Source organism: Psychrobacter sp. H29, from assembly GCF_059073055.1.
The window spans coordinates 147,914-171,566 of sequence record NZ_JCACRY010000001.1; the positions used below are offsets into that span (position 1 = coordinate 147,914).

A 23,653-nucleotide genomic window follows, 5' to 3' on the forward strand; every position below is an offset into this window, starting at 1 on the left:
TATAAGTCACCAGTCTATAAATCACCAAAAACAGCACTCTAATGGTTTATTAAAGCAAAAATGCAACCTACCTTGCGACAGATTGCATTTTTTATGCTTGTTTCAGCATGGTCACAAATTAAGAGTTGTCAAAATCTGCTTAGAAAAAACCCATCGCTTTAGGGCTGTACGACACCAGCATGTTTTTGGTCTGCTGGTAATGATCGAGCATCATCAGATGGTTTTCGCGGCCAATACCAGATTGCTTGTAACCGCCAAATGCTGAATGCGCAGGATAGAGGTGATAGCAATTGGTCCATACGCGGCCCGCTTGGATACCACGGCCAAAACGATAAGCGCGAGTGCCATTACGTGTCCAGATACCAGCGCCCAGACCGTACAATGTGTCATTGGCCAGCGTCATCGCTTCTTCATCGTCTTTGAAAGTAGTGACAGCAAGCACAGGACCAAAGATTTCTTCTTGGAACACACGCATATCATTGGTGCCCTCAAAAATAGTGGGCTGTACGTAATAACCGTTTGCCATATCGCCATCATGTTTGGCAAGTTCACCACCTACCAAGACTTTTGCACCTTCTTTTTTGCCGATATCCAGATAAGATAGGATTTTTTCTAATTGATCTGAGCTGGCTTGCGCGCCAATCATGGTATCGGTATCGAGCGGATTGCCCATTTTGATGGCTTTGACGCGAGCGATACAGCGTTTCATAAATTCATCGTAGATGCTTTCGTGAACGAGCGCGCGTGAGGGACAGGTACAGACTTCGCCTTGGTTTAGGGCAAACATCACCAGACCTTCGACCGCTTTGTCCAAGAAGTCATCATCTTCATCCATAATATCAGCAAAGAAGATATTCGGACTTTTACCGCCCAGCTCTAGGGTGACTGGAATGATATTTTCGCTGGCATACTGCATGATTAAGCGACCAGTCGTGGTCTCACCAGTAAAGGAGACTTTATCGATACGTGGGTTGGAGGCGATAGGCTTGCCTGCTTCAACACCGAAGCCGTTGACGACGTTTAGTACGCCTTTAGGCAGAATATCAGCTACCCCTATCAATTCAAGCATATATAGGACAGAAGCAGGGGTTTGCTCAGCAGGCTTGAGGACGATACAGTTACCCGCCGCCAGTGCTGGGGCGATTTTCCAGATCGCCATGAGGATAGGGAAGTTCCAAGGAATGATTTGACCGACGACACCTAGTGGCTCATGGAAGTGATAAGCGACGGTATCTTCATCAATCTGACTGATGCCGCCTTCTTGTGCGCGGATAACGCCAGCAAAATAACGCAAATGATCGATAGCGATTGGAATATCAGCGGCGAGGGTCTCACGTACAGGTTTACCGTTTTCGTAGCTTTCGGCGATCGCGATGGCTTCTAGGTTGGCTTCGATACCGTCAGCAAGTTTGAGTAACATATTGGAGCGTTCAGTGACACTTGTTTTGCCCCAGGCGTCTTTTGCTGCGTGTGCTGCATCTAGTGCCGCTTCTACATCGGCTTCTTTTGAACGGGCGATCTGACAGAAGTTTTTTCCATCGATTGGGCTGGAGTTATCAAAGTACTCACCATCGATAGGAGGCGTCCACTCACCGTTAATAAAGTTGTCGTATTTTTCGCGGAATTGAACGGGGCTGTCTTCAGTATTGGGATAAGCGTATAACATTAACCACTCCTTGTTGTGTATTATGGTTATCTAAAATATGGTCACTGGTGTGTGGCCATTTAAAAATAATCCTTGGTCTTCCTGACCAAGTTACCATCCTATCGTACTGAGCTTTTTTGCAGAACGATAATGACTTTTTATAATGATATATTTTGTATCATATAACTTTAAGTTATGTGATATGAGCGGGTGAAAGTGGTCCGCAAAGTGGTTGCAGCTGCTATAATTGTGAGCATCGATTTTGGCTGGCTATGGTTATCGAATTAACCGTGGCAGCTTTCTTCTTTTACTGTTTCTTATACTATTCTTTTTCATAATATTGGTTGGTTTGGGTCTATGCGTCAATCTTCTGCTCTTGATATCCTAAAAACAGGTCAAAACGTCTTTTTGACTGGCTCAGCAGGCTCAGGCAAGACTTATACGCTCAACCAGTATATCGACTATCTGCGCGCACGCCGTGTGCCCGTCGCGGTGACGGCCAGTACGGGTATTGCAGCCACGCATATGAATGGCACAACGATTCATAGTTGGTCAGGGATCGGCATCAAAGATGAGCTGACGGATCGGGATTTAACCACCTTATCACGCAAGCAGTTCTTGGCAGACAGACTAAAAGATACGGCAGTATTGGTCATCGATGAGATATCGATGCTACATGCCAAGCAGCTCAATCTAGTCAGCCAAGTACTCAAGCACATTCGCAAAAGTGACAAAGCCTTTGGTGGTATTCAGGTGGTGGTCGCAGGTGACTTCTTTCAGTTGCCGCCCATCGGTAGCAAGGGCGAGAGCAATCGTGAAAAGTTCGCGTTTATGTCTGAGGCATGGCTCGATGCCAAATTTCATATTTGCTACCTATCAGAGCAGCACAGACAGGTTAGCGAAGCGGCCAATGGCGGACTAGATTTGGACGATATCCTTAACCAAATCCGTCGACAAGAAGTGACCTTTGAGGCGATTGCGGCGTTGGAGGCGACTTATGATCAAAGCGTCGATATCAAGCGCACACGTCTGTACACGCACAATCTCAATGTCAACAAAATTAATGACAAAGAGCTTGCTTCTCTAGAGGGAGAGACGATGCGCTTTGAGGCGACTGCCACAGGCGACAGTAAGTTGGTTGAAACCCTAAAAAAGACTGTACGGACTCAAGATGAGCTGATCCTCAAAGTTGGTGCAAAGGTCATGTTTATCAAAAACAATGCCGAGCTTGGTGTCTCTAACGGTACGATGGGTGAGCTGATTGGTTTTGCGGCAGTCAAAATAGATGATAGCAAGGACAATAGTGATGCGCTAATCAAAGACGATAGCAGCGATGACATTGATGAAGATGCTGCTGGCGAAAAAACGACGAAAGGTAAGAAGTCCACTGCTAAGAAAGATAAAGAAAAACCAAAAACAAAGAAAACAACCACGCAAAAAATGCCTGTGGTGCGGCTCAACTCAGGACGTGAAGTCATCGCTGAACCTGAAGAATGGATCATCGAAGATGAAACGGGCGATGTGCTGGCAAGCTACTTGCAAGTTCCGCTCTGTCTGGCTTGGGCGATTACGATTCACAAATCACAGGGCATGACCCTTGATGCGGCTGAAATTGATCTGTCACGCACCTTTGAGTTGGGTCAAGGCTACGTAGCATTGTCACGACTCAAGTCACTGGCAGGGTTACAGCTGCTCGGTATGAATGACATGAGTCTGCAACTTGATCCGCTAGCACGCGGGGCGGACAAGCGATTCTTAGTGCTGTCTGCAGAGGCAGATGCCAACTACGCCATGCTAGATGAAGAGAGTATGCAGCAGGCACACGAGAAGTTTGTTTTGAAATCAGGTGGAACGCTGAGTAAATCTGTCATTGATGCCTATGCTGCGCTGCAAAAAAAGCGCCGAGAGCAGCAGCAAGCGCAAATAGACAAAAAACAAAAATTAGGCAATCAAGTCTCTGATAAATCAGAGAGTACTTTGCTTGCGACTAGAGTGCTGTTAGAGGAGAGTCTGACCATAGCAGAGATCTCACAAGCGCGTCAGCTGTCACAATCAACCATCATGCGTCATATCGGTGAGCTAAAATCACAAGACCCCAGCCTTGCCTGTGATCATCTGCGCCCAGACGATGAGGTGATGACAGCTGTAGGCAATGCATATGTCGCCATCAAGGTCGCTAACAACCCAAATGACTTCAATGATGATGGTAGTATCAAGCTGCGCCCCATATTTGATCATCTTAAGCAGAGCATCGACTACAATACCATTCGCTTGGCTCTGATTTTTATCACGCCATAGGTGTTTGTTGCTGCATAGGTAGCTATCTATTGCCGCACAGAATGTCATTGCAGATCTTATGGTACGACAGTACCAAACCCACTATTAGAGCGTGCCAAGAGTGACCGCGCTCACTCTTTATCTTTCTTATTTGATAGCGATACCTTGTTATGCCTGATTTTTCTAATGCTACTTACCAGTTGACCTCCGATCCCATCGCGACGACGTTTCGTACGACTGGTCAGCACTCACAGCCACTAAGAGTCGCCATCAATGGTTTTGGACGTATAGGACGCAATGTACTGCGCGCCTTGCTAGAGCGCTTTGAGGTATTGGGACGTGCTATCCATGTCGTCGCCATTAATGATTTGGCACCGGCAGATATTTTGCTGCATCTCCTAAAATTCGACAGTACACACGGTCGCCTTAGTCGATTGGGCGTCGATGCTGAGATCATAGAAAGTAACGCGGATAATGGAGGCAAAACCCAGCTTTGTCTAACCAAAAACAATCTAACATATTGTATCAATATGCTATCAGAGCCTGATCCACAAAACCTATCTTGGCAGTCGCTGGGCGTCGATGTGGTACTAGAGTGTACCGGTCATTTTCGCTCTTACGAGCAGGCGATGTTACATATCGATGCAGGCGCGCAGCAGGTCATTATTGGTGCCGCGCCATTTGATGATGTGGACGCTTGTATCGTTATGGGGGTCAACACAGACGCGCTGACACTTGAGCTACCGATTATCTCTAGCGTGTCTTGCACCACGCAGGCATTGGTGCCGCTGATTGACACACTGGACAAGGCATTTGGTGTGAGGTCTGCCATGATGACAGAGATTCATGCGGTCACTGCCGATCAGACTGTACTCGATCAGGCGCATCGAGACCCAAGACGCGCGCGTGCTTCTGGCTATAATATTATCCCAACGACATCCAGTAGTATCGCTGCAACAGAGCGTGTCTTGCCAGCCATGGTCGGCAAGATAAATGGGCACTCGATACGTGTACCTACTATCGATGTGGCAGCCATTGATGTGACTTTTGTATTTGATACGCCAGATGTCAGTATTGAGGATATCCGTGAGACACTTAAATCGGCCAGTCAGGCACATCTGCATGACATCATGGCGTATACCGATGAGCCGTTGGTCTCTAGTGATTTTATTCATCAGACCGAGTCGCTGATCATCGATGGTCAGCAGCTCATGCAAGTAGGCAACCAATACAAGGTTTTTGCGTGGTACGATAACGAGTGGGGCTATGCCAATAGGCTGCTAGATATGTGCCTACATCTGGCTTATAGCAAGCGATAATCATCTGATTAGAACGTATTTGAAAATTAATTGAATTTTTTTAGATTAGGGGCTTGCATTATAAAATGATATCTATATAATGATGCACCAATGGAGACGTGGCAGAGCGGTTGAATGCACCGGTCTTGAAAACCGACAAGGGTTAATAGCCCTTCGAGAGTTCGAATCTCTCCGTCTCCGCCAAATTCAAAAAATCCCCAATCATTACTGATTGGGGATTTTTTTATGGGCATTTATAAAGGTTTAAGTCATACATCTCATAGATGTCTTTATTAGTCTACTTTGGATGGCTATTTTGCCAATGAGTTGCCAAACTCGATGGTCTGGTCATCCACTAATACTAGGGTACCTTCTTTTATCTCAATGGTCATGCCTGTGGTGTTTTTGATCGCACGCATGACATTGATGTCCTCGATACTGCTATCGATGACTATCTTTCCGGATTGCTCAGGCTCAATAGCAGGATCAAATGTGATCAAAGGGACATTGAAGTTCTTGCCTTGCTCAAGGTTATCGTCTTGCATCGTCAGCGTACCTTTGAAGCTCTCAATAGGTACTGTCCCATGATTTGATAGCATAAACTGCATTTTGACTTGGTTTAAACTGTCACTATCACTGGTTTTGATGGGCAGCAGGGCGACAGGATATTTCTGAGCTGTCGCATTTGCTGTCTCACCAGTGACAATAGGGCTTTTCTTACCTGTTGGATTATCAGGATGCAGGCGCTCGTATTCACGCTGTTGTATCAAGGCTTGCTTGATCGTGGTACGCGGCATGGCACCTGACTCATACGCATCGCTGAGTTTCATACGCAGCATATAGCGACTGAGGACTTGCTGATCGGCTGCAGGTAGTTGTTCAAAGGTTTGTCCTAATTCGTCTTGCCACTGGTCAGAATCAGTAGGTATGGTTTTTTGGCTTGGATCTGTTTGCGGCGACGAGCAGCCAGAGGCAAGCGCGAGCACCGTAACCGTCATGGTCAAATACAAAGCCTTGTTAAAACGCCGCTGTAAACCTTTCATCGTATACCCCCTTATGCATTTTTATTATGATAAAGCCTGTCTAATAGTGATGGCTATTTTCTTAATATACCTCGTTTAAGGGGAGATTGTGTTTAATTATGGCTAACTGTAGTAGTAAAATGTCCAAAGTACTAAAAAGTGAATACCTTTAAATAGGACAGATAACAGCATAAATAAAAGAGAGTGCAAGAATAAAAAAGGTGCATTGTTCATTAACAGTAATAAAGCAATCGACAAAAAAAGACCACATTCGCATCAGCAAACGTGGTCTTTTTTTTGACACTCGTTATTAGGCTTTATGTGCCAAGTGATGATGTCTATGCTGTCGTTTCAATATTGACTTTCATTTCGATATCGACAGCATTATTGATCGTTGTCTTGAAGTTCAGACAAAGAGTGCGTGATATGATTGTTGTGAGTAACCACAATAGCTTCATCAATGATACGTTGGCTCACGCCGCGCTTGCGTAGTGTCTCGATAAAAACTTCATCATGAGCCAGTGTATAGTCTTGATGGTCACGATCGAGACCTTGGCGAATATATAAGCGAATAAGCCCTTGAATGCGTTTGAAACCTAAGTCTGATGACGTTGTTTCTAATAGCTCAATCATTTCTTCAGACAAACGAATACTGATCGGGCGCATAATTTTTTGCGGATGATCAGAAAACTTATTTTTTATACGTACAGGTATCATAATAAACCATTACTTTTAGTGAGTAGGAGCAAAGCACTCAAACAAAAACGAACCCAATCCAAATTAATCTTACCATACAACAAAAACGCCTAAAATAACACTATAGCCATGCAATACGCTTAAACTTATAAGTACATATTAATATTATTATAAGTGCCTATAAAAGAGGCAACAATAAAAAAACCTTCATCAAATAGTGATGAAGGTTTTTAGTATATGGCTCTCCAACCTGGGCTCGAACCAGGGACACACGGATTAACAGTCCGTTGCTCTACCAACTGAGCTATTGGAGAATAAGCTGTCATAACACTAAGCATTTTAGCTTTATTACCAATCAATTTCTTGGCTTGTTTGCGTTATGTGGGGCACATTTTAGCCAAGTCATTAAGGGCTGTCAACCTTATTATGCCATTAATCAGAAATATTATTACAATTATCAAAAATAGGCGTTTGTGCCTTACCAAATGAGCTATTTCGATACTGATATTTACCGAAAGGTAGCAATTGGCTGTAGCAATGACGGACATCTATAAAAATCTCGTCCAGCATACAGAAAAGTTCAGATGGATATCAAAACGGCATGCTAATTGACTGCAAAAATATACGGTTTTTCAAATATCAAAGCAGTCACTACACTATTTGACACAATAAAGACGCAAGACAGCCCTTCACATTGCTAGAGTATTGCTATAAAATACCTACCATACGGTATCTTTGATATGTATTTAACGAGTATATTGTTAGTAAATGCTTGAACAAAGGCGGGTGTGCTAAAGATGAGTCCTACAACAATTGCCTACGGTTACCTGACCATTGCCATTATATGTGAAGTGATTGGCACGACTTTTTTGATGAAATCAGAGCAGTTCACCCGTCTGGTGCCGACCATTATGATGGGCGCGCTCTATACGGTCTCATTTTATTTATTGGCACAGACGCTCAAGACCATACCGCTGGGCATTGCCTACGCATTGTGGGGCGGGTTGGGTATTGTGCTAACTTCGCTTGTGGGTGTGGTGCTATTCAAGCAAACCCTTGATACGGCAGCAGTAGTCGGCATTGCTATGATTGTTGGCGGTGTTGTTGTCATGAACTTATTGTCTAATTCTGTGGTGCATTAGTATGAATATAGAAGTGGAAAATGCTCATAAGCGTAAAAAACAGCCAGAAGTGGTTCGTCGGGCGCTGCTGGATCAAGCGGCACGGATAACACTAGAGCAAGGGCTGACTAAGGTGACGTTTCAGGCGGTCGCTGATGCAGTAGGGGTAACCAAAGGCGGCGTTATGCATCATTTCGCTACCAAAAACGCTCTTGTCATCGAAGTGTTCAATGATGCGATGGCCAAATTTGAGGCAGAAGTAGATGCTGCTATGGCAAAGGATCCTGTGAGTTATGGTGCTTTCACCCGTGCTTATATCGATGCCACTATCAGTTTGGGCGAAAAAGCGCAGGCAGAATATGACAATCAAGCAACCTTATATGTGTTGATGCTAGGGGATAGCGAATTACGTGAAATGTGGGCTCAGTGGGCCAATGCCCAATTAAAGAAACATGCCGCAACTGACGATACCGAAACCCTATGCATGGTTCGTCTGACTGCTGATGGTATTTGGCTCTCGGACTTTTCAGGTGTCGATATAGCAGACAAAAAGAGGCTGCGTGATCGACTGATAAAAATGACGCAGCGTGATTTTGATAACAGCACTGATTAGATAACAATGCTGACTAAATGACAATGCTGACTAAATGACAGCGCACAGGTCAGATAGAAGTAACAACCAAATAAAAGCTTAAATCAGAAAATATTTAGACTGATAAGGGTTCAGCTGTTAGGCAGCGAAGCTCTGATAGGCATAGATAAACCACTTAATAAACATCTAACGACGAAAGACTATATTCACAAATTTAACTCATAACGACATCACATGGTCAGCGCTTTTACAACGCTGCTGCTACCCATTGTCCTAAGGAATATTCATGACAGATATCAATAATTTGACAGATACTATCGATCTAGAACAAGTACAAACTGCTTATGTTAATGGTCGTTACTTGGCGGTAGATGACACGCTAACCACTTTTGAAGATATCAACCCAGCGACTGGTGAGGTATTGGCTACCATCCAACAAACAAGCAATGAGCAGATTGATGAGGCGGTAAAAGCTGCACATAAAGGTCAAAAAATTTGGGCTGCGATGACGACTGTGGAACGTGGTCGAATCCTCTCAAAGGCTGTTGAGATATTACGTGCACGTAATGATGTACTGGCATTGCTGGAAACAAAAGATACGGGCAAAGCATACTCCGAGACAAAATATGTCGATATCGTCACTGGTGCTGATGTCGTTGAGTACTATGCAGGGCTGGCACCAATGATCGAGGGTCGCCAGATTCCATTGCGTGACAGCAGCTTTGTTTATACTCGTCGTGAGCCGCTGGGCGTGGTTGCTGGTATCGGTGCGTGGAACTATCCTATTCAGATCGCCATGTGGAAAGCAGCACCTGCACTGGCTGCTGGCAATGCAATGATCTTTAAACCATCAGAAGTTACTCCTTTAACCGCCTTAAAGCTGGCTGAGATTTTTACAGAAGCAGGACTGCCAGACGGTGTGTTCAATGTTGTACAAGGTAACTACGAAGTGGGTCAAGCGCTGACTGAGCATCCAGATATCGCCAAGGTATCGTTCACAGGCGGCGTACCGACTGGCAAAAAAGTCATGTCAAGCGCAGCAAGCTCGTCTTTAAAAGACGTGACTTTAGAGCTTGGTGGTAAGTCACCGCTAATTATATTTGAAGATGCCGATATTGATACCGCCGCTGACATCGCGATGATGGCCAACTTCTATAGTACCGGTCAAGTATGTACTAACGGTACGCGTGTCTTTATCCCTAAAGCGTTGCAAGAAAAATTTGAGCAAGCCATCTTAACGCGCGTCAATCGTATCAAGCTAGGCGATCCGGTGGATGAGAACATCAATATGGGTCCACTGGTTAGCTTCCCGCATATGGAGCGCGTGCTTGGCTATATCGAGCAAGGTAAGCAAAGTGGTGCTCGTCTGCTAGCGGGCGGCGCACGTGTGACGACAGCCGAGCTTGCAAACGGTGCTTTTGTTGAACCGACCGTATTTACGGATTGCAGCGACGATATGACTATTGTCCGTGAAGAAATCTTTGGTCCAGTGATGTCTATCTTGACCTATGAGACTGAAGAGGAAGTGATTCGCCGTGCTAACGATACCGATTATGGCTTAGCAGCTGGTGTGGTGACGGCTGATCTGAAGCGCGCGCATCGCGTCATCGCTCAGATCGAAGCAGGTATCTGCTGGTTAAATACGTGGGGTGAGTCAGCAGCACAGATGCCAGTCGGTGGTTACAAGCACTCCGGTATTGGCCGCGAAAACGGCGTTGAGGCGCTTGAGCATTATACTCAAACCAAATCTATCCAAGTAGAGTTGGGCGCGTTTGAATCAGTCTTTTAATCGTTCATAGTTTAGCAATTTGTATTGAAAGAAACTAAGACAGCAAGGTCATCCTCCAGCTTTATTTGACCTTTCTGATACGAAACGATTTATGTTTTTTCCATATTATGGAGCATGTTATGACATCAACCACACCTGAGTACGACTACATTATAGTCGGTGCAGGATCAGCAGGAAATGTGCTGGCCACGCGTTTGACCCAAGATGCCAGTATCAAAGTATTGCTATTAGAAGCAGGTCGCCCAGACTATCGATTGGACTTTCGCACCCAAATGCCAGCCGCGCTTGCCATGCCATTGCAAGGCACGACTTATAACTGGGGTTACAAGACAGATCCTGAGCCCTATATGAACAATCGTGTCATGGACTGCGGTCGCGGTAAAGGGCTTGGCGGATCATCGCTTATCAATGGTATGTGCTACATCCGTGGCAATGCGCTGGATTATGATGATTGGTCTAAGATAAAAGGGCTATCAGACTGGACGTATTTGGATTGCCTACCGTATTTCAAAAAGTCAGAAAACCGCGACGTTGGCGAAAATGACTATCACGGTGCTGGCGGTCCTGTCGAGATGACTACCTCAAAGCCAGGGGTCAATCCGTTGTTCCAAGCCATGATCGAAGCGGGCGTACAAGCGGGCTATCCGCGTACCGAAGATTTGAACGGCTATCAGCAAGAAGGCTTTGGCCCGATGGATCGATTCGTGACCCCTAATGGTCGCCGCGCGTCAACCTCTCGCGGTTATCTGGACCGTGCCAAGCCACGTAGCAATATTACGATTTTGACAGGGGCGTTGACTGACGTAATCTTGTTTGATGGTAAGCGTGCCGTCGGTGTCAAGGTAGAGCACGATGGTCAGACCAAAAAGTTTTATGCTTCTCGTGAAGTGGTGGTTTCGTCTGGTGCGATTGCCTCACCTCAGCTATTGCAGCGTTCAGGTATCGGCCCTGGTCAATGGTTAAAAGACGCTGGCGTAACTGAAATACTAGATTTACCAGGTGTGGGTAACAACCTACAAGATCACCTAGAGCTGTATATGCAGTATGAGTGTAAACTGCCTGTCTCGATTGCCCCTGCCAATAAGTGGTGGAATAAGCCTGCTATTGGTGCTGAGTGGTTGTTTAATGGCACTGGTCTTGGTGCCTCTAACCAGTTCGAAGGCGGCGGTTTTATCCGTACCGATGAGAAATTCACTCACCCAAATATTCAGTATCATTTCTTACCACTGGCGGTACGTTACGACGGACGCAGTGCGGTCAAATCGCATAGCTTTCAGGCACACGTAGGGTCGTTACGCTCACCAAGTCGTGGTCGCGTCAAGCTCACATCACGTGATCCAAAAGCGCATCCAAGCATCCTGTTCAATTACATGTCTCATGATCAAGATTGGCAAGAGTTCCGCGCAGCGATGCGTATCACGCGTGAGATCATGCATCAGCCAGCGCTCGATCCTTATCGTGGACGTGCTATTGCACCGACTGACGATCTGGTGACGGATGCTCAGTTGGATGAGTACGTACGTAACCATAGCGAGACCGCGTATCACCCATCTTGTACTTGTGCGATGGGTGAAGACAATGACTCCGTCGTCAATGGTGAAGGTCTGGTACACGGTATCGATGGCCTACGCGTCGTCGATGCGTCCATCATGCCCAACATCATCAGTGGCAATCTCAATGCCACCACGATCATGTTGGCAGAAAAAATCGTTGATAAAATGAGAGGTGTACAGTTGCCACGATCAACGGCAGATTACTATGTCGCCAATGGTGCACCGCTGCGCGCTGAGCCTATGCGTGATTATCTCTCGACTGTGTAGGTCAGATATAAGCCTACATTTCAGTAACTGAATAAATAACAATACGAGAAATTTTAACAATAAGGCCTTTCTAAGTAGAGGTCTTTTTTATCAGCGCTAACGTATTGGTACGATAAATATCGTTATGGTTGAAGCTGTTTATAATTCTATTTGCTTTTTATTTATTGGTACTGCTTTGTCCGTCATGCGGTGATTTATATATTGTGTGACAATTATCCATAATACTATGCCGGACAAAGCAATATCGGACCCTGTTTAATTTACCTATTGAGGTCTTTTATGTACAGTTCGCCATCACAAGATGTGACGAAACCTTTGAGCCTAAACAAAACGGTGTTTTTGGGCTCTGCTATTATTTCTATTTTATTGATAATCTGGACCATTGCTTTTCCAGATTATAGTGAGACCTTGCTGAGCGCTAGCATGACTTGGGTATCAGACAAGTTTGGCTGGTATTACATGTTGGTGGTTGCCGCTTATAGTATCTTTGCATTGTTCGTTGGTTTTTCTAAGTACGGCGATATAAAGCTTGGTCAAGACCACGAAAAAGCACAATTTCCGTTTTTGGCGTGGGCGGCCATGTTGTTCTCAGCGGGTATCGGTATTGACCTATTGTTCTTTGGTGCATCAGAGCCATTGATGCATTATTTGACACCGCATACAGGTCTAGAACCTGCTAGTACTGAGGCCATGCGCGAAGCACTGGCGCAAACCTTTTTGCATTGGGGTCTGCATGGCTGGGGTATTTATGCCTTGATTGGTATGGCGTTGGCTTACTTTGCCTATCGCAAAAACATGCCGCTGGCACTACGCTCGCCGCTGACACCAGTATTTGGTGAACGCTTAATCAAAGGCTGGCTAGGCGATGGTATTGATACCTTTGGTGTCGTCTGTACGTTGATGGGTATTGCGACCAGTCTAGGTATTGGTGTGCTACAAGCCAATGCAGGCTTGACCCATGTATTTGGTATCGAATCTAGCAAGATGGTTCAGGCACTGATCATTGTGGGCGTTGTCGCGGCGGCGGCTATCTCTGCGATGACAGGTGTCGAAAAAGGCGTACGTCGTCTGTCTGAATTCAACATGTTGTCATCAATTTTACTATTGCTTGCCATACTCGTGATGGGCAATACCGTATACCTATTGAACACCTTTACCCAGAATATCGGTCAATATTTCCAGACCATTATTTATAAGACCTTTGATGTTTATGCTTATGATGGCGCTTCTGGTGCCGAGTGGAAATCTTGGTGGACGATATTTTTCTGGGCATGGTGGGTTGCTTGGGCACCATTTGTCGGTCTATTTATTGCGCGTATTAGCCGTGGCCGCACGCTACGAGAGTTCGTGTTCGGCGTGATGTTTATTCCATTGGGTTTCATTTTTGCATGGTTCTCTATCTTTGGTAACACGGCGATAGATTTGGTTGCCAATGGCGCCACTGAGCTTGGCGAAATCGCTGTTAATGACGCTGCGATGGGTATGTTTGCGTTATTTGAGTACTTCCCTTATAGCGAGGTGCTGTCATTTGCTGGTGTGGTGATTGGTCTGATATTCTTTGTGACCTCAGCGGATTCAGGGGCGTTGGTACTTGCAAACCTGAGCTCACGAGGCATGACTAATGATACTGATGCACCGGTATGGCTGCGTTTATTCTGGGCGGCAGCAACGGGTCTTATTACGCTAGGACTGTTATTTGCCGGTGGTTTTGGCTCATTGCAGTCGGTTTCTGTGATCGCAGGCTTGCCGTTCTCTATCATTCTTGTGCTCTACATGATAGCGATGTGGAAGTCACTAAAAGAAGAAGGCAACAAACGCAAAGCAAGCACTATTGGTACTGCCAATGTCCTTGATAACGGTAAAGGCTGGAAAGCCCGCTTGCAACGTATTGTGAGCTTCCCAGGACATGCGCAGGTCGAAAAATTCTTGCACACTGTGGTGATGCCTGCCATGAGTGATGTCGAAAAAGAGTTCGAAGCGGGTGGTCTCAAAACCTCACTAGACATTCATAATCTTGCGAGCATTGGTGAAGGTATCGATGCTGGTATGGATCAAGACAGCGGTCAAGTTGACGGTCTAAAACTGCGTGTCGGTCATGGTGATGAAGATGACTTTATTTATGAAGTACATTTGATCAAAGCTGAGCGCCCTAACTTTACGCTGAATACGTCAAGCAAGCATGCAGAGTACTATTATCGTGCTGAGGTATTCTTAAGAGAAGGGTCGCAAGAGTATGACTTGGTTGGTTATACCAAAGAGCAGGTACTGGTCGATATTCTCAATCAGTACGAGCGTCACTTGCAGTATCTACATCTAGAGCGTTAATTGATTATAAATAGCTATCCATTTATATAGGTACGATAGCTCATCATTGAACGCTTATATAAGAAAACACCCCATAAGTTGACGACAGCTTATGGGGTTTCTTTATGACAAAAATTCAGTCAGAAAGCAGGTGATGACCAGTCAAAGTAATTAATAAAGCAAGAGGGCAGTACAAGCAGCATGTATAAGGTAAAATTAACTAAGACTGTGCTGATCAGCCAATAAATTCGAGCATTTAAGCAAAGGATATCGTTGTGACTACATTAAAATACATTGCTCATTATCCAGAGCACATCCAAACTCAAGTTGCAGAGATGATGAGTGATGGCAGGTTAGGGGTATATCTCAAAAATAAATACCCCACCCAGCATGAGATCCAAAGTGATAAGGCGCTCTATCACTATATCAATGAGATAAAAAACCAATACATGCGTAAGATTGGCCCGCTATCAAATGTCAGCTATAGCAGTAAATTAAAAGTTCTAAAACATGCGCTAGGGATGCATACCACACAGTCTCGAGTACAAGGAAGTAAGCTCAAGTCGCACAATAGCATCACGGTGGCCAGTTTGTTCAAAGACGCGCCGCCAGATTTTTTGCGCATGATAGTGGTGCATGAGCTTGCGCATTTCAAAGAGCATGATCACAACAAGGCGTTTTATCAGCTGTGCTGTCATATGGAGCCTGAATATCATCAACTAGAGCTGGATATGCGTTTATGGTTACATTGGCAAGAGCGCTGATTGCGTGGACGTTATATAGCCATACCATGTGTTTGCTGATAACTGAAAACACTCATCATTAGCAGTAACCGTGCTAAGCTTGCCTGTATTAAATTTTTCGCCATCAAACTATTCGCCATTAAACCATAAATACACATACATACTCTTTTATCACTTCACTAAAAATAGAGAAAAAAATGATCAATACCAAAATATATAAAGCCATCTATACGTTAGCCGAAGAGCTATTAGAAGCCGATCGTAGAGGCAATCAAGCGAAATTTGACGAGCTTTATGCTGAGCTAAAAGCTATTTGTACCGACAACGAAAATACTGATAAAGACCATCCAGAGCAATGGGAAACCTTGGCTGATTTTACAGAGGATTTAGATGAGGCATTGGTTATCTATGACAAAGCACTAACCAAAGCCACTGCTATCAACTCAAAAGATCATATGTCCTCAATCGCTTTTTCTATGGCGGTACTACAGCTTGAGATGGGTGAGAAAGAAACGGCCATCCAAAGTTTGCAGAATGCTAAAGTCACGGCAAACAAAATTGAAGACAAAGAATTTAAGGTTGAGATCGATGAGATGCTTACCAAACTATTGGCAGAGTAGTCTCAACTATAATCAATCCTCTATGAATTGAGTAATCTGATATGCAAGATGTACCTGTGGTAATTGTTGGCGGCGGGCTAAGTGGACTATACGCTGCCTTTTTGTTGGAGCAAAAAGGTATCGCCTATAGACTGTTAGAAGCACGTGATAGATTAGGCGGTCGTATTGCAGTCGCTAATTTCTCAAGTGCGGTCCATAATGGACAGACTTCCCCTGACACAGGTATGGTTAATAAGGACAGTGCTAATCAAGATAATGCTAATCAAGATAGTGCTAACGCATTAATCACAGATGATGCATTTGATTTGGGTCCCTCTTGGTTTTGGCCTGACTATCAGACGCAGTTAAGTACGCTCATTGAATCGCTGAACTTATCGCGTTTTGCGCAGTTTGAAGCTGGCGATATGATGGTGGAGCGCGCTACTGATCAGCCGCCCGTACGAATGCAAGGTTACAAAAGCGCGCCGTCTTCTATGCGCCTAGTCGGTGGAATGGCGACTTTGATTGAGGCGCTATATGCCCGCTTGGACGCTAAAAGCATCATCACCAATCAAACTGTGCAGCAGTTAAGTAGAGTAGGTGAGTATATCAACGTACAGAGCGTAGATGCCTCTGGACAAGTGACCATATCTCGAGCGCGGCATGTCCTGCTTGCGCTACCGCCTAGACTAGTAGCGGGTCGGATAGCATTTGAGCCACCACTACTACAGGAGCTAATGACACAGTGGCAACAGACAGCAACGTGGATGGCGCCCCATGCCAAATATGTGGCAGTCTATGAAACGCCATTTTGGCGAGATAATGGTCTCTCAGGGGCAGCGCGTAGTGCGATAGGACCACTCACTGAAATACATGATGCTTCTACTGTAGACAGTCATGGTGCCCTATTTGGCTTCTTTGGTGTACCGGCGCAGGCACGGCAAAGTGTCTCTGATATCGTGCTAAAACAACACTGCCGCGCGCAATTGGTACGTCTGTTTGGTACGCAGGCGAGTAGTCCGGTAGCTGAGTATCTCAAGGACTGGGCGCAAGACCCACTAACAGCGATGCCTGCTGATATTAATGGCAACGGGCAACATGCCGTAGCACCACCAGCCAAACCAAAAACAGGCGCATGGCAAGACCAACTAACAGGCTGCGGTAGTGAGTGGTCAGTACAGTTTCCTGGTTATATTGCTGGCGCTATTGATGCGGCAGCCATAGCAGTACAAAGCTTGCCTGCGACAGTATTGTCCAAAGAGTGAATATCGCCAGAAGCCCTATAGTTATACAAAAACATCGTCATCTAATAGGATAGTTGATGAATGACTCCCTCAAGCAAAAACCTGACCATAATGCGACTTGGCTAGTACCTGTTGCTTGCCTGCTGGTCGGTGGCGCGCTCACAGGTATCTCAACCAATCTCGCCAAATATGCTGTCGATATCGGTCTTACGCCATTAGCGTTTTTGTTTTGGTCGATCACTGGTGCAGCTATTATTCTAATGATAGTTGCCTTCATTAGACAAGAAACACTTCCTTTTAGTGCCAGAAGCTTCGAGTATTATTTCGTTGCTGCCTTTGTCAGTGTGGCGGCTGCCAACTTACTGTTGTTTTCAGCGATTCCTCATGTTGGCGCAGGATTTGTCGCTCTTATTATATCCTTACCTCCATTGCTAACGTATCTTGGCGCACTGCTGCTGCGCATAGAGCGCTTCTATCTCGCCCGTGCGCTTGGTGTCGCTGCGGCACTTTTAGGAGCAGGAGTGTTGGCTATCCATAAGCTCTCCGCCCCAGATACCAGCGTGTTTTGGATTTTGGTCGCGCTGTGTGGACCAGTACTACTCGCCATTGGCAACATATACCGGACACTACGCTGGCCTGATAATGCTGCATTTAGTGCACTCGCTCCGGGGATGCTAGTCGCCGCCTCTCTACTGCTGGCTCTATTTAGTGCGGTATTTAACTTTTCTGTCACGATACCCTTAGAGAGTGGGCTGCCATTAGGATTAATAACCGTACAGGCAGGTGTATTTTCTGGACAATTCTTATTACTGTTTCTCTTACAAAAAACAGGCGGTCCTGTTTTGCTCAGTCTGTTGGGGGCAGTCGGGGCCATCTTTGGTGTCCCTATTGCAATATTTTTGCAGGGAGAGCATCCGCCTGAAGGTTTGCTGTTAGGAGGTTGTCTGATTGCTATTGGCGTCGCACTGGTGACATGGGGCGGTGTAAAAATGTCGACGGTTATAACAAAAAAAGAATGAAGGACGCTCAATAAACGCGCCAATAGGTAAGCATATTTGATCAATACTCTATAATCGTGCAAGTATTTGATATCTCGTCTTAATTACTCATACAGTCTATATAGATCCAATAATTGGTTACGATTATCTCAAATCAATTTTTGTGAATATGGCAAAAAAGGAGTATAAGTATCGGGGTTATTGTTGTCTTGGATTCAGGCTATGAATGCAGCCACGCGTTATCGGTTATTAAATAATGTCACGATTCTTATTAGCATCATCGGAGTCGTTGTTGCTTTATTGGATAGTGGTTTTACACTGCCGATGTGGCTACAACAAGGTTTCCATATTTTTTATCTAATCATTATTTTTTTGAGCTTTGTAGTGACGGTTGGCCGTTATATCTACACAAATAAGCCGTTCACGCTCAATAAAGTGGCGGTATTCGATGCCTTTACCAGTATCGCTATTATTATTTTACTTGCGGCACACTTTACTGACCTGATGCGTTTTGGGTTGTCTGCCGCTGTTGATGGCTTCGTCGCGATAAAAATAGCGGTGTTTGTCACCTTTATCCGTGAACTGTCTGATCACGAGTTTAATCTTAATCGTACCTTTCTACATCCTGCGCAGTTTTTTATTCTAAGCTTTTTGGCGGTGGTGCTGGCAGGTGCCCTGCTGCTAATGATGCCCAATGCCACAACGCAGCCGTTATCCTTTATTGATGCGCTCTTTACCGCGACCAGTGCGGTTTGCGTAACAGGACTTATTGTCGTGGATACAGCGACCCATTTTACGACGTTTGGACAGGCCATTATTATGGGCTTAATACAAGTCGGTGGCTTAGGTATTTTGACATTTGTGACTTATTTTAGTTACTTTTTCAAGGGCGGCGTCAGTTATGAGACGCAAGCGAGTATCAGCGAGATGTCGTATATGCGCGGTATGGGGGATGTGGTCTCGACCTTGAAGTCAATCTTATACGTGACTTTCGGTGTTGAAGCAGTAGCAGCGGCACTGATTTATATCAGTATCTATGATATACCCGATATGAATTGGTCTGAGCAGTTGTTCTTTTCGATTTTCCATGCAATTTCAGCTTTTTGTAATGCGGGGTTTTCGACCTTTAGTGCGGGCATGTATGACGATTCGCTACGCTTTAATTACCCGCTACAGCTGATCGTGGCGATGACCTTTATCTTTGGTGGTATGGGTTTTACCATCGTGGTCAATGTACTGCGCTATCTACGGCATCGCATTGAGCGACTACTGTATCGTCATGATCAACGCTATTTTTATCAGCCTTGGTTGCTCAACATCAATAGCCGCATTACCTTGATTACGACTGGTGCGCTATTGCTGGTCGGTCTGGTTGGGGTAATGATATTTGAATACGATAATGTGCTCGCTGACCATACCAGTATTTTTGGTAAGCTGGTCACAGGATTCTTTACCGCTGCCACGCCGAGAACCGCGGGATTCAATGTGATTGATATGGGTGAGCTGGCATTCCCAACAATCATGCTGACGATATTTTTGATGTGGATTGGGGCATCGCCAAACTCGACAGGAGGCGGTATTAAAACCAGTACCTTTGCGATTGCACTATTGAATACACTGAGTCTAGCCCGTGGGCAAACAAAGATAGAAGTGTTCAAGCGCCAAATTGCTGAGATCTCTGTGCGCCGCGCATTTTCTATTATGTGGTTGTCACTGCTGGTCATCGGTACGGGTGTGACGCTCATTAGCTATGATCAGCCAGAGCTTGATTTGATCAAAGTAGTGTTTGAGTGTTTTTCAGCATACAGTACAGTAGGGCTGAGTTTGAATCTAACAGCAGATTTGTCAGATTTTAGCAAAGTGGTGATATCGGTCATTATGTTTGTTGGTCGGGTCAGTATGCTAACGATATTTATTGCGCTACTCAAAAACATGCGCCAACGCAATTATCGCTATCCAACTGAGGAAATTACGATTAACTAAATTTTTATACATAAATAATTTTACGTTCAGAAGCGAAAAATATAGTTTAAAAAAGGTCATCAAGGTTATGAAGTATATTATCGTAGGATTGGGGAATTTTGGCGCGTCACTAGGCTCTGCATTGACTAGCCAAGGGCATGAAGTGATTGGCATTGATAGCAATATGCAAAGGGTCGAAGCGTATAAGGAAGTTATCTCTCATACGCTTTGTATGGATGCCACAGATGAGTATACCGTAAGCGGCTTACCCATCATTGATACTGACATCGTCATCGTGGCAGTTGGCGAAGATCAAGGCGCAAACGTGATGGCAACAGCGTTATTTAAGACCCTAAAAGCAAAGCGGTTGATCAGCCGCAGTATCAACCCACTGCACGAAAAAGTCCTACAGGCTATTGGGGTGGACGATTTGATTCATCCTGAAAAAGAAGCGGCCAATCGCTGGGCCAAACGACTGTCGCTACGTTATTTTGTCGATTCGTTTGAGTTAAGCGATAACTTCAGTATGGTAGAGATTAATATTCCAAGTGTATTGATCGGTAAGACCATCGATGAATTGCAATTGGAGCAAAAGTTCAATATACGATTGCTTAGTACCTTGCGCTATGAGTATTATGAAGACAGCTTTGGTCGTACTCAGAGCAAACCGAGCATTCAGGGATTGGCAACGCCAGAGCAAGTATTAAAAGACCACGATGTTTTGGTTATTTATGGCGCGAACAAACACATCAATCAGTTCTTACGTAGCGTGGGTGTGAAAATCAAATAACGGCTTACCATCGTAGTGACATGAGAAGATACAGGGGAAATCTATGAATAAGCGCAGCGCAGTCGTTCTATTGGTTGCCGCTATGGCACTACTGTCTGGCTGTGATCCGTCCGCGCAAGATCCGAACGTCACCCTATCCGAGAATCAACAGGACCCGATTGAGGCGTTAGAGATGACATCCAATGTGGATCGTAGCGAGTTCAGCTATAAAGAAACCTTTTATGTGCCCATTTATTCTGATATCTATACTGATAAAGACAATCGCAAAGTGTTATTGGCAGCGACGTTGAGCGTACGTAATACCACGTTGGAAAAATCACTATATATCAATAAAATTGATTATTACGATACCGATGGCGCTCTTGTCAAATCCTATATAGACAAGCCAATCGAGCTACCTGCGATGGCCACGCTCAACTATATCGTTGAAAAAGAAGAGAACAAGGGCGGCGCCGGTGCTAACTTTATTATCGAAGTTGAAGGCGCGGATGAGACGGTCAAACCTGTCATTGAAGCGGTCATGATTGGCAATTTTAGCAACAAAGGATTTGCGTTTAGTACCGAAGGCACGCCTGTGATACATTAATCGGATGTGTTAAAGAAAATAGCAATGTCGGCAGTGTTAACAACGGCAATAGCGGTAGTTCCATCTAGGATAGCGACATTTAAGGTAGTGATATTCGAGACAGTGACATTCAAGGAAGAATTATGTCTGCAACCAAAAAAGAAATTAACGCCTTTATGGCAATGGAGTTCCCACAAACAAAATGCGTTGTTGAAGCAGTCAGTGAAGACGGCGCGACCTTATCACACGAGATTGGTATCAATGAGCTACGTCCCGGTGGCACCGTGTCGGGACCTGTCATGATGGCCGTCGCTGATGTCGCCATCTATGTGGCGATACTGGGAAAAATCGGCATCGTGCCATTGACGGTGACAACGAGCTTGACTATCAACTTTTTGCGTAAACCATCAGCAGATGCTCGTATTATCGCTGAATGTACCTTACTTAAAGTAGGGCGAGCGCTGGTAGTAGGTGAGGTGTCTCTGTATTCAGAAGGCTCGGATGACATTGTCGCACACGTAGTCGGTACTTACTCCATACCGCCTCAGCGTATATAAAATTCTACTTCATAGTATATATTGCTTGAGTAATAAGTCTTTTATCGTTAGATTAGTACGCATTGAGTATTATAGACTCAGAGATCAAGACCATAATATTGCAATATTAGATCTCATCGAGATGATTTATCGTCATGATTTAATCATTACCTTTGAATTATTGGATGACAGTCATTAGTGTAGTCACTACTACAGAATACTCTGCATAAAACAAACCTCGCCAAGCATAACAGCTTGCGAGGTTTATTTTATGGTAGTACGGATTTCTAAAAGTTAGTATGAGTTGGCATTTATTTTGCAATATTAAGGAACCAACAACTATTATTTTTATAAATATTTAAATAAACAATAGTTTATTTAATGATGGGATGAATTTTCATGTAAGATAGCACCTGCTCAGAAGAATGAGAGGTTTTTGTACGATAAAGCGATCTGGATAATTGATTTATATTAATAAAATTAATGACTTAAGATAAAATTTTCAGGTAAAAAGCGATGTACGGTCGGTTGGATGGTTTGACCGTACTGGTATGCAACTATAGTAACAGGTAGCATAAAAGTATACATAAGTGTTCAAAGGTGATTCGGAATACAGTAAGTAAGGGAGTAGTCATGGAAAATATACTCAGAAAGTCTATCAATATCATTGCTTTACCAGTAATGCTATTAGGAATGACAGCGTGCTCTGTGACTGGTAACAACAGTATCGATAACGATGGAGATAGTCGCCATGTGAGTAAGGTTGCATGGAACAACCAAACTGATGCTGATATCAACTATATATTAGACCAAAATGTATCTTCTGATAAAACCCGTTTGGTATTTATTAGATCCAATGACCGTTACTCTGAACAAACGAGTGCCAACATCGCAGTAAACAATCGATTTCAAGTGAGTCTCCATGCAGGCAACTATACGGTTGTTGAATCATGTGTTGGTATAAACCAATTAAGCGCTCATGCCACGGGGTTTAAGGACAATAACTTGCTGGCAAATAAAAAAGAGTATGAGTTAGTAGGCGGTCAAACTTACTTTTTTTATGTGAATATGGCTCAAAAGGGTCAAAGCACCTTAGAGCAGATCACTACCGCTAGCGCATTGCAACTACTAAAGAAAAAGCGTTATCAGTCTCATCAAATCAGTCGCGTTGTTCCTAACTGCCCATTACCTATCATAGCCGCACCACCAATTAATCCACCTGCTGTTATCAAAACACCGACACCAGCATTGTCCGAAAGAATATCTATTGATCTTGAAATATTGTTTGAGACAGACAAGTCGATGGTACGTCCAGCCTATTATGCAAAAACGACCGAACTGGTCACGTTTATGAAGCAGTACCCGAATACTGTGGTAACTATCGAGGGACATACAGATAGCCGTGGTCAAAATGACTACAATCAAGCATTATCACAGCGCCGAGTCAACGCAGTAAAAGAGATACTAGTTAACGAGTTCGGTGTTGCACCCAAGCGTATAAGTGCTATCGGCTATGGCGAGTCGCAGCCAAGAGCAAGTAATGATACTGCAGCAGGAAGACAGCTTAATCGCCGCGTCATCGCTGTAGTAGAAGAGCAGCCGCAAAATGAATAATAAAAGGCATCCAAGTGGATTTTATTCATTTAAAACGG

The 23,653-nt window shown here is 44.6% G+C and carries 19 protein-coding genes and 2 tRNA genes; 17 read left to right on the forward strand and 4 right to left on the reverse strand.

Annotation, left to right across the window (positions count from 1 at the left end; all coding sequences use genetic code 11):
* Window positions 1–139: 139 nt before the first annotated feature.
* The gene (gene exaC / locus AC5JP1_RS00630) at window positions 140–1,666 is read right to left on the reverse strand and encodes an acetaldehyde dehydrogenase ExaC (protein ID WP_493842733.1); all 1,527 of its coding nucleotides are present in this window, start codon (window positions 1,664–1,666) and stop codon (window positions 140–142) included.
* 336 nt (window positions 1,667–2,002) lie between these two features.
* On the opposite strand from exaC, the gene AC5JP1_RS00635 reads away from it, so the two are divergent.
* The 3 genes from AC5JP1_RS00635 to AC5JP1_RS00645 all read left to right on the forward strand — a co-directional run bounded on the left by AC5JP1_RS00635 (window position 2,003) and on the right by AC5JP1_RS00645 (window position 5,424).
* Window positions 2,003–3,943 (forward strand): AAA family ATPase, encoded by a 1,941-nt coding sequence (locus AC5JP1_RS00635; protein ID WP_493842734.1) that lies wholly within the window; start codon window positions 2,003–2,005, stop codon window positions 3,941–3,943.
* A 149-nt stretch (window positions 3,944–4,092) separates the two neighbouring features.
* Entirely contained in the window at window positions 4,093–5,241 is a 1,149-nt protein-coding gene (locus tag AC5JP1_RS00640) for a type I glyceraldehyde-3-phosphate dehydrogenase (RefSeq protein ID WP_493842735.1), read from the forward strand.
* A 92-nt stretch (window positions 5,242–5,333) separates the two neighbouring features.
* Window positions 5,334–5,424 (forward strand) — tRNA-Ser (locus tag AC5JP1_RS00645).
* Between the two features lie 107 nt (window positions 5,425–5,531).
* Here the strand turns inward: AC5JP1_RS00645 and AC5JP1_RS00650 are convergent.
* The 3 genes from AC5JP1_RS00650 to AC5JP1_RS00660 form a co-directional block, all read right to left on the reverse strand.
* Window positions 5,532–6,263 carry a hypothetical protein gene (locus tag AC5JP1_RS00650; RefSeq protein WP_493842736.1) on the reverse strand — a complete coding sequence of 244 codons (732 nt, stop codon included), beginning with the start codon at window positions 6,261–6,263 and terminating at the stop codon, window positions 5,532–5,534.
* A gap of 363 nt (window positions 6,264–6,626) precedes the next feature.
* Window positions 6,627–6,959 (reverse strand): CopG family transcriptional regulator, encoded by a 333-nt coding sequence (locus AC5JP1_RS00655; protein WP_443526028.1) that lies wholly within the window; start codon window positions 6,957–6,959, stop codon window positions 6,627–6,629.
* A 217-nt stretch (window positions 6,960–7,176) separates the two neighbouring features.
* Window positions 7,177–7,252, reverse strand: a tRNA-Asn gene (locus tag AC5JP1_RS00660).
* A 474-nt stretch (window positions 7,253–7,726) separates the two neighbouring features.
* Between AC5JP1_RS00660 and AC5JP1_RS00665 the strand changes: the two genes are divergently transcribed.
* The 14 genes from AC5JP1_RS00665 to AC5JP1_RS00730 all read left to right on the forward strand — a co-directional run bounded on the left by AC5JP1_RS00665 (window position 7,727) and on the right by AC5JP1_RS00730 (window position 23,615).
* The gene (locus AC5JP1_RS00665; protein ID WP_493842737.1) at window positions 7,727–8,080 is read left to right on the forward strand and encodes a DMT family transporter; all 354 of its coding nucleotides are present in this window, start codon (window positions 7,727–7,729) and stop codon (window positions 8,078–8,080) included.
* Between the two features lies 1 nt (window position 8,081).
* Window positions 8,082–8,672 carry a TetR/AcrR family transcriptional regulator gene (locus AC5JP1_RS00670; RefSeq protein WP_443526031.1) on the forward strand — a complete coding sequence of 197 codons (591 nt, stop codon included), beginning with the start codon at window positions 8,082–8,084 and terminating at the stop codon, window positions 8,670–8,672.
* Between the two features lie 265 nt (window positions 8,673–8,937).
* Window positions 8,938–10,440: a betaine-aldehyde dehydrogenase gene (betB, locus tag AC5JP1_RS00675; protein WP_493842738.1), complete on the forward strand. Its 1,503-nt coding sequence runs from the start codon at window positions 8,938–8,940 to the stop codon at window positions 10,438–10,440.
* Between the two features lie 119 nt (window positions 10,441–10,559).
* Entirely contained in the window at window positions 10,560–12,260 is a 1,701-nt protein-coding gene (gene betA, locus AC5JP1_RS00680; RefSeq protein WP_493842739.1) for a choline dehydrogenase, read from the forward strand.
* A gap of 279 nt (window positions 12,261–12,539) precedes the next feature.
* Window positions 12,540–14,585 carry a choline BCCT transporter BetT gene (gene betT / locus AC5JP1_RS00685; protein WP_493842740.1) on the forward strand — a complete coding sequence of 682 codons (2,046 nt, stop codon included), beginning with the start codon at window positions 12,540–12,542 and terminating at the stop codon, window positions 14,583–14,585.
* Between the two features lie 254 nt (window positions 14,586–14,839).
* Window positions 14,840–15,328, forward strand: coding sequence for a M48 family metallopeptidase (locus tag AC5JP1_RS00690; RefSeq protein WP_319052195.1), 489 nt, complete (start codon window positions 14,840–14,842; stop codon window positions 15,326–15,328).
* Between the two features lie 176 nt (window positions 15,329–15,504).
* Window positions 15,505–15,927: a tetratricopeptide repeat protein gene (locus AC5JP1_RS00695; RefSeq protein WP_493842741.1), complete on the forward strand. Its 423-nt coding sequence runs from the start codon at window positions 15,505–15,507 to the stop codon at window positions 15,925–15,927.
* Between the two features lie 41 nt (window positions 15,928–15,968).
* A complete protein-coding gene (locus AC5JP1_RS00700) occupies window positions 15,969–17,171 on the forward strand; it encodes a flavin monoamine oxidase family protein (protein ID WP_493842742.1) in 1,203 nt (400 codons plus the stop codon).
* A 56-nt stretch (window positions 17,172–17,227) separates the two neighbouring features.
* Window positions 17,228–18,169: a DMT family transporter gene (locus AC5JP1_RS00705; protein WP_493842743.1), complete on the forward strand. Its 942-nt coding sequence runs from the start codon at window positions 17,228–17,230 to the stop codon at window positions 18,167–18,169.
* A 201-nt stretch (window positions 18,170–18,370) separates the two neighbouring features.
* On the forward strand, window positions 18,371–20,131 hold the full coding sequence (locus AC5JP1_RS00710) for a TrkH family potassium uptake protein (protein WP_493842744.1): 1,761 nt from the start codon (window positions 18,371–18,373) through the stop codon (window positions 20,129–20,131).
* Between the two features lie 67 nt (window positions 20,132–20,198).
* Complete coding sequence (locus tag AC5JP1_RS00715) at window positions 20,199–20,900, forward strand: potassium channel family protein (RefSeq protein WP_290175978.1); 702 nt, start codon at window positions 20,199–20,201, stop codon at window positions 20,898–20,900.
* Between the two features lie 43 nt (window positions 20,901–20,943).
* Window positions 20,944–21,486, forward strand: coding sequence for a DUF3124 domain-containing protein (locus tag AC5JP1_RS00720; protein ID WP_493842745.1), 543 nt, complete (start codon window positions 20,944–20,946; stop codon window positions 21,484–21,486).
* A 122-nt stretch (window positions 21,487–21,608) separates the two neighbouring features.
* Entirely contained in the window at window positions 21,609–22,022 is a 414-nt protein-coding gene (locus AC5JP1_RS00725) for a PaaI family thioesterase (protein ID WP_493842746.1), read from the forward strand.
* 612 nt (window positions 22,023–22,634) lie between these two features.
* Complete coding sequence (locus AC5JP1_RS00730; RefSeq protein ID WP_493842747.1) at window positions 22,635–23,615, forward strand: OmpA family protein; 981 nt, start codon at window positions 22,635–22,637, stop codon at window positions 23,613–23,615.
* The last annotated feature ends 38 nt before the right edge of the window (window positions 23,616–23,653 follow it).

Coding starts and splice junctions, on each gene's coding strand:
- exaC (WP_493842733.1), bottom strand. CDS start 1,666: ATGTTATACGCTTATCCCAATACTGAAGACAGCCCCGTTCAATTCCGC.
- AC5JP1_RS00635 (WP_493842734.1), top strand. CDS start 2,003: ATGCGTCAATCTTCTGCTCTTGATATCCTAAAAACAGGTCAAAACGTC.
- AC5JP1_RS00640 (WP_493842735.1), top strand. CDS start 4,093: ATGCCTGATTTTTCTAATGCTACTTACCAGTTGACCTCCGATCCCATC.
- AC5JP1_RS00650 (WP_493842736.1), bottom strand. CDS start 6,263: ATGAAAGGTTTACAGCGGCGTTTTAACAAGGCTTTGTATTTGACCATG.
- AC5JP1_RS00655 (WP_443526028.1), bottom strand. CDS start 6,959: ATGATACCTGTACGTATAAAAAATAAGTTTTCTGATCATCCGCAAAAA.
- AC5JP1_RS00670 (WP_443526031.1), top strand. CDS start 8,082: ATGAATATAGAAGTGGAAAATGCTCATAAGCGTAAAAAACAGCCAGAA.
- betB (WP_493842738.1), top strand. CDS start 8,938: ATGACAGATATCAATAATTTGACAGATACTATCGATCTAGAACAAGTA.
- betA (WP_493842739.1), top strand. CDS start 10,560: ATGACATCAACCACACCTGAGTACGACTACATTATAGTCGGTGCAGGA.
- betT (WP_493842740.1), top strand. CDS start 12,540: ATGTACAGTTCGCCATCACAAGATGTGACGAAACCTTTGAGCCTAAAC.
- AC5JP1_RS00695 (WP_493842741.1), top strand. CDS start 15,505: ATGATCAATACCAAAATATATAAAGCCATCTATACGTTAGCCGAAGAG.
- AC5JP1_RS00700 (WP_493842742.1), top strand. CDS start 15,969: ATGCAAGATGTACCTGTGGTAATTGTTGGCGGCGGGCTAAGTGGACTA.
- AC5JP1_RS00705 (WP_493842743.1), top strand. CDS start 17,228: ATGAATGACTCCCTCAAGCAAAAACCTGACCATAATGCGACTTGGCTA.
- AC5JP1_RS00710 (WP_493842744.1), top strand. CDS start 18,371: ATGAATGCAGCCACGCGTTATCGGTTATTAAATAATGTCACGATTCTT.
- AC5JP1_RS00715 (WP_290175978.1), top strand. CDS start 20,199: ATGAAGTATATTATCGTAGGATTGGGGAATTTTGGCGCGTCACTAGGC.
- AC5JP1_RS00720 (WP_493842745.1), top strand. CDS start 20,944: ATGAATAAGCGCAGCGCAGTCGTTCTATTGGTTGCCGCTATGGCACTA.
- AC5JP1_RS00725 (WP_493842746.1), top strand. CDS start 21,609: ATGTCTGCAACCAAAAAAGAAATTAACGCCTTTATGGCAATGGAGTTC.
- AC5JP1_RS00730 (WP_493842747.1), top strand. CDS start 22,635: ATGGAAAATATACTCAGAAAGTCTATCAATATCATTGCTTTACCAGTA.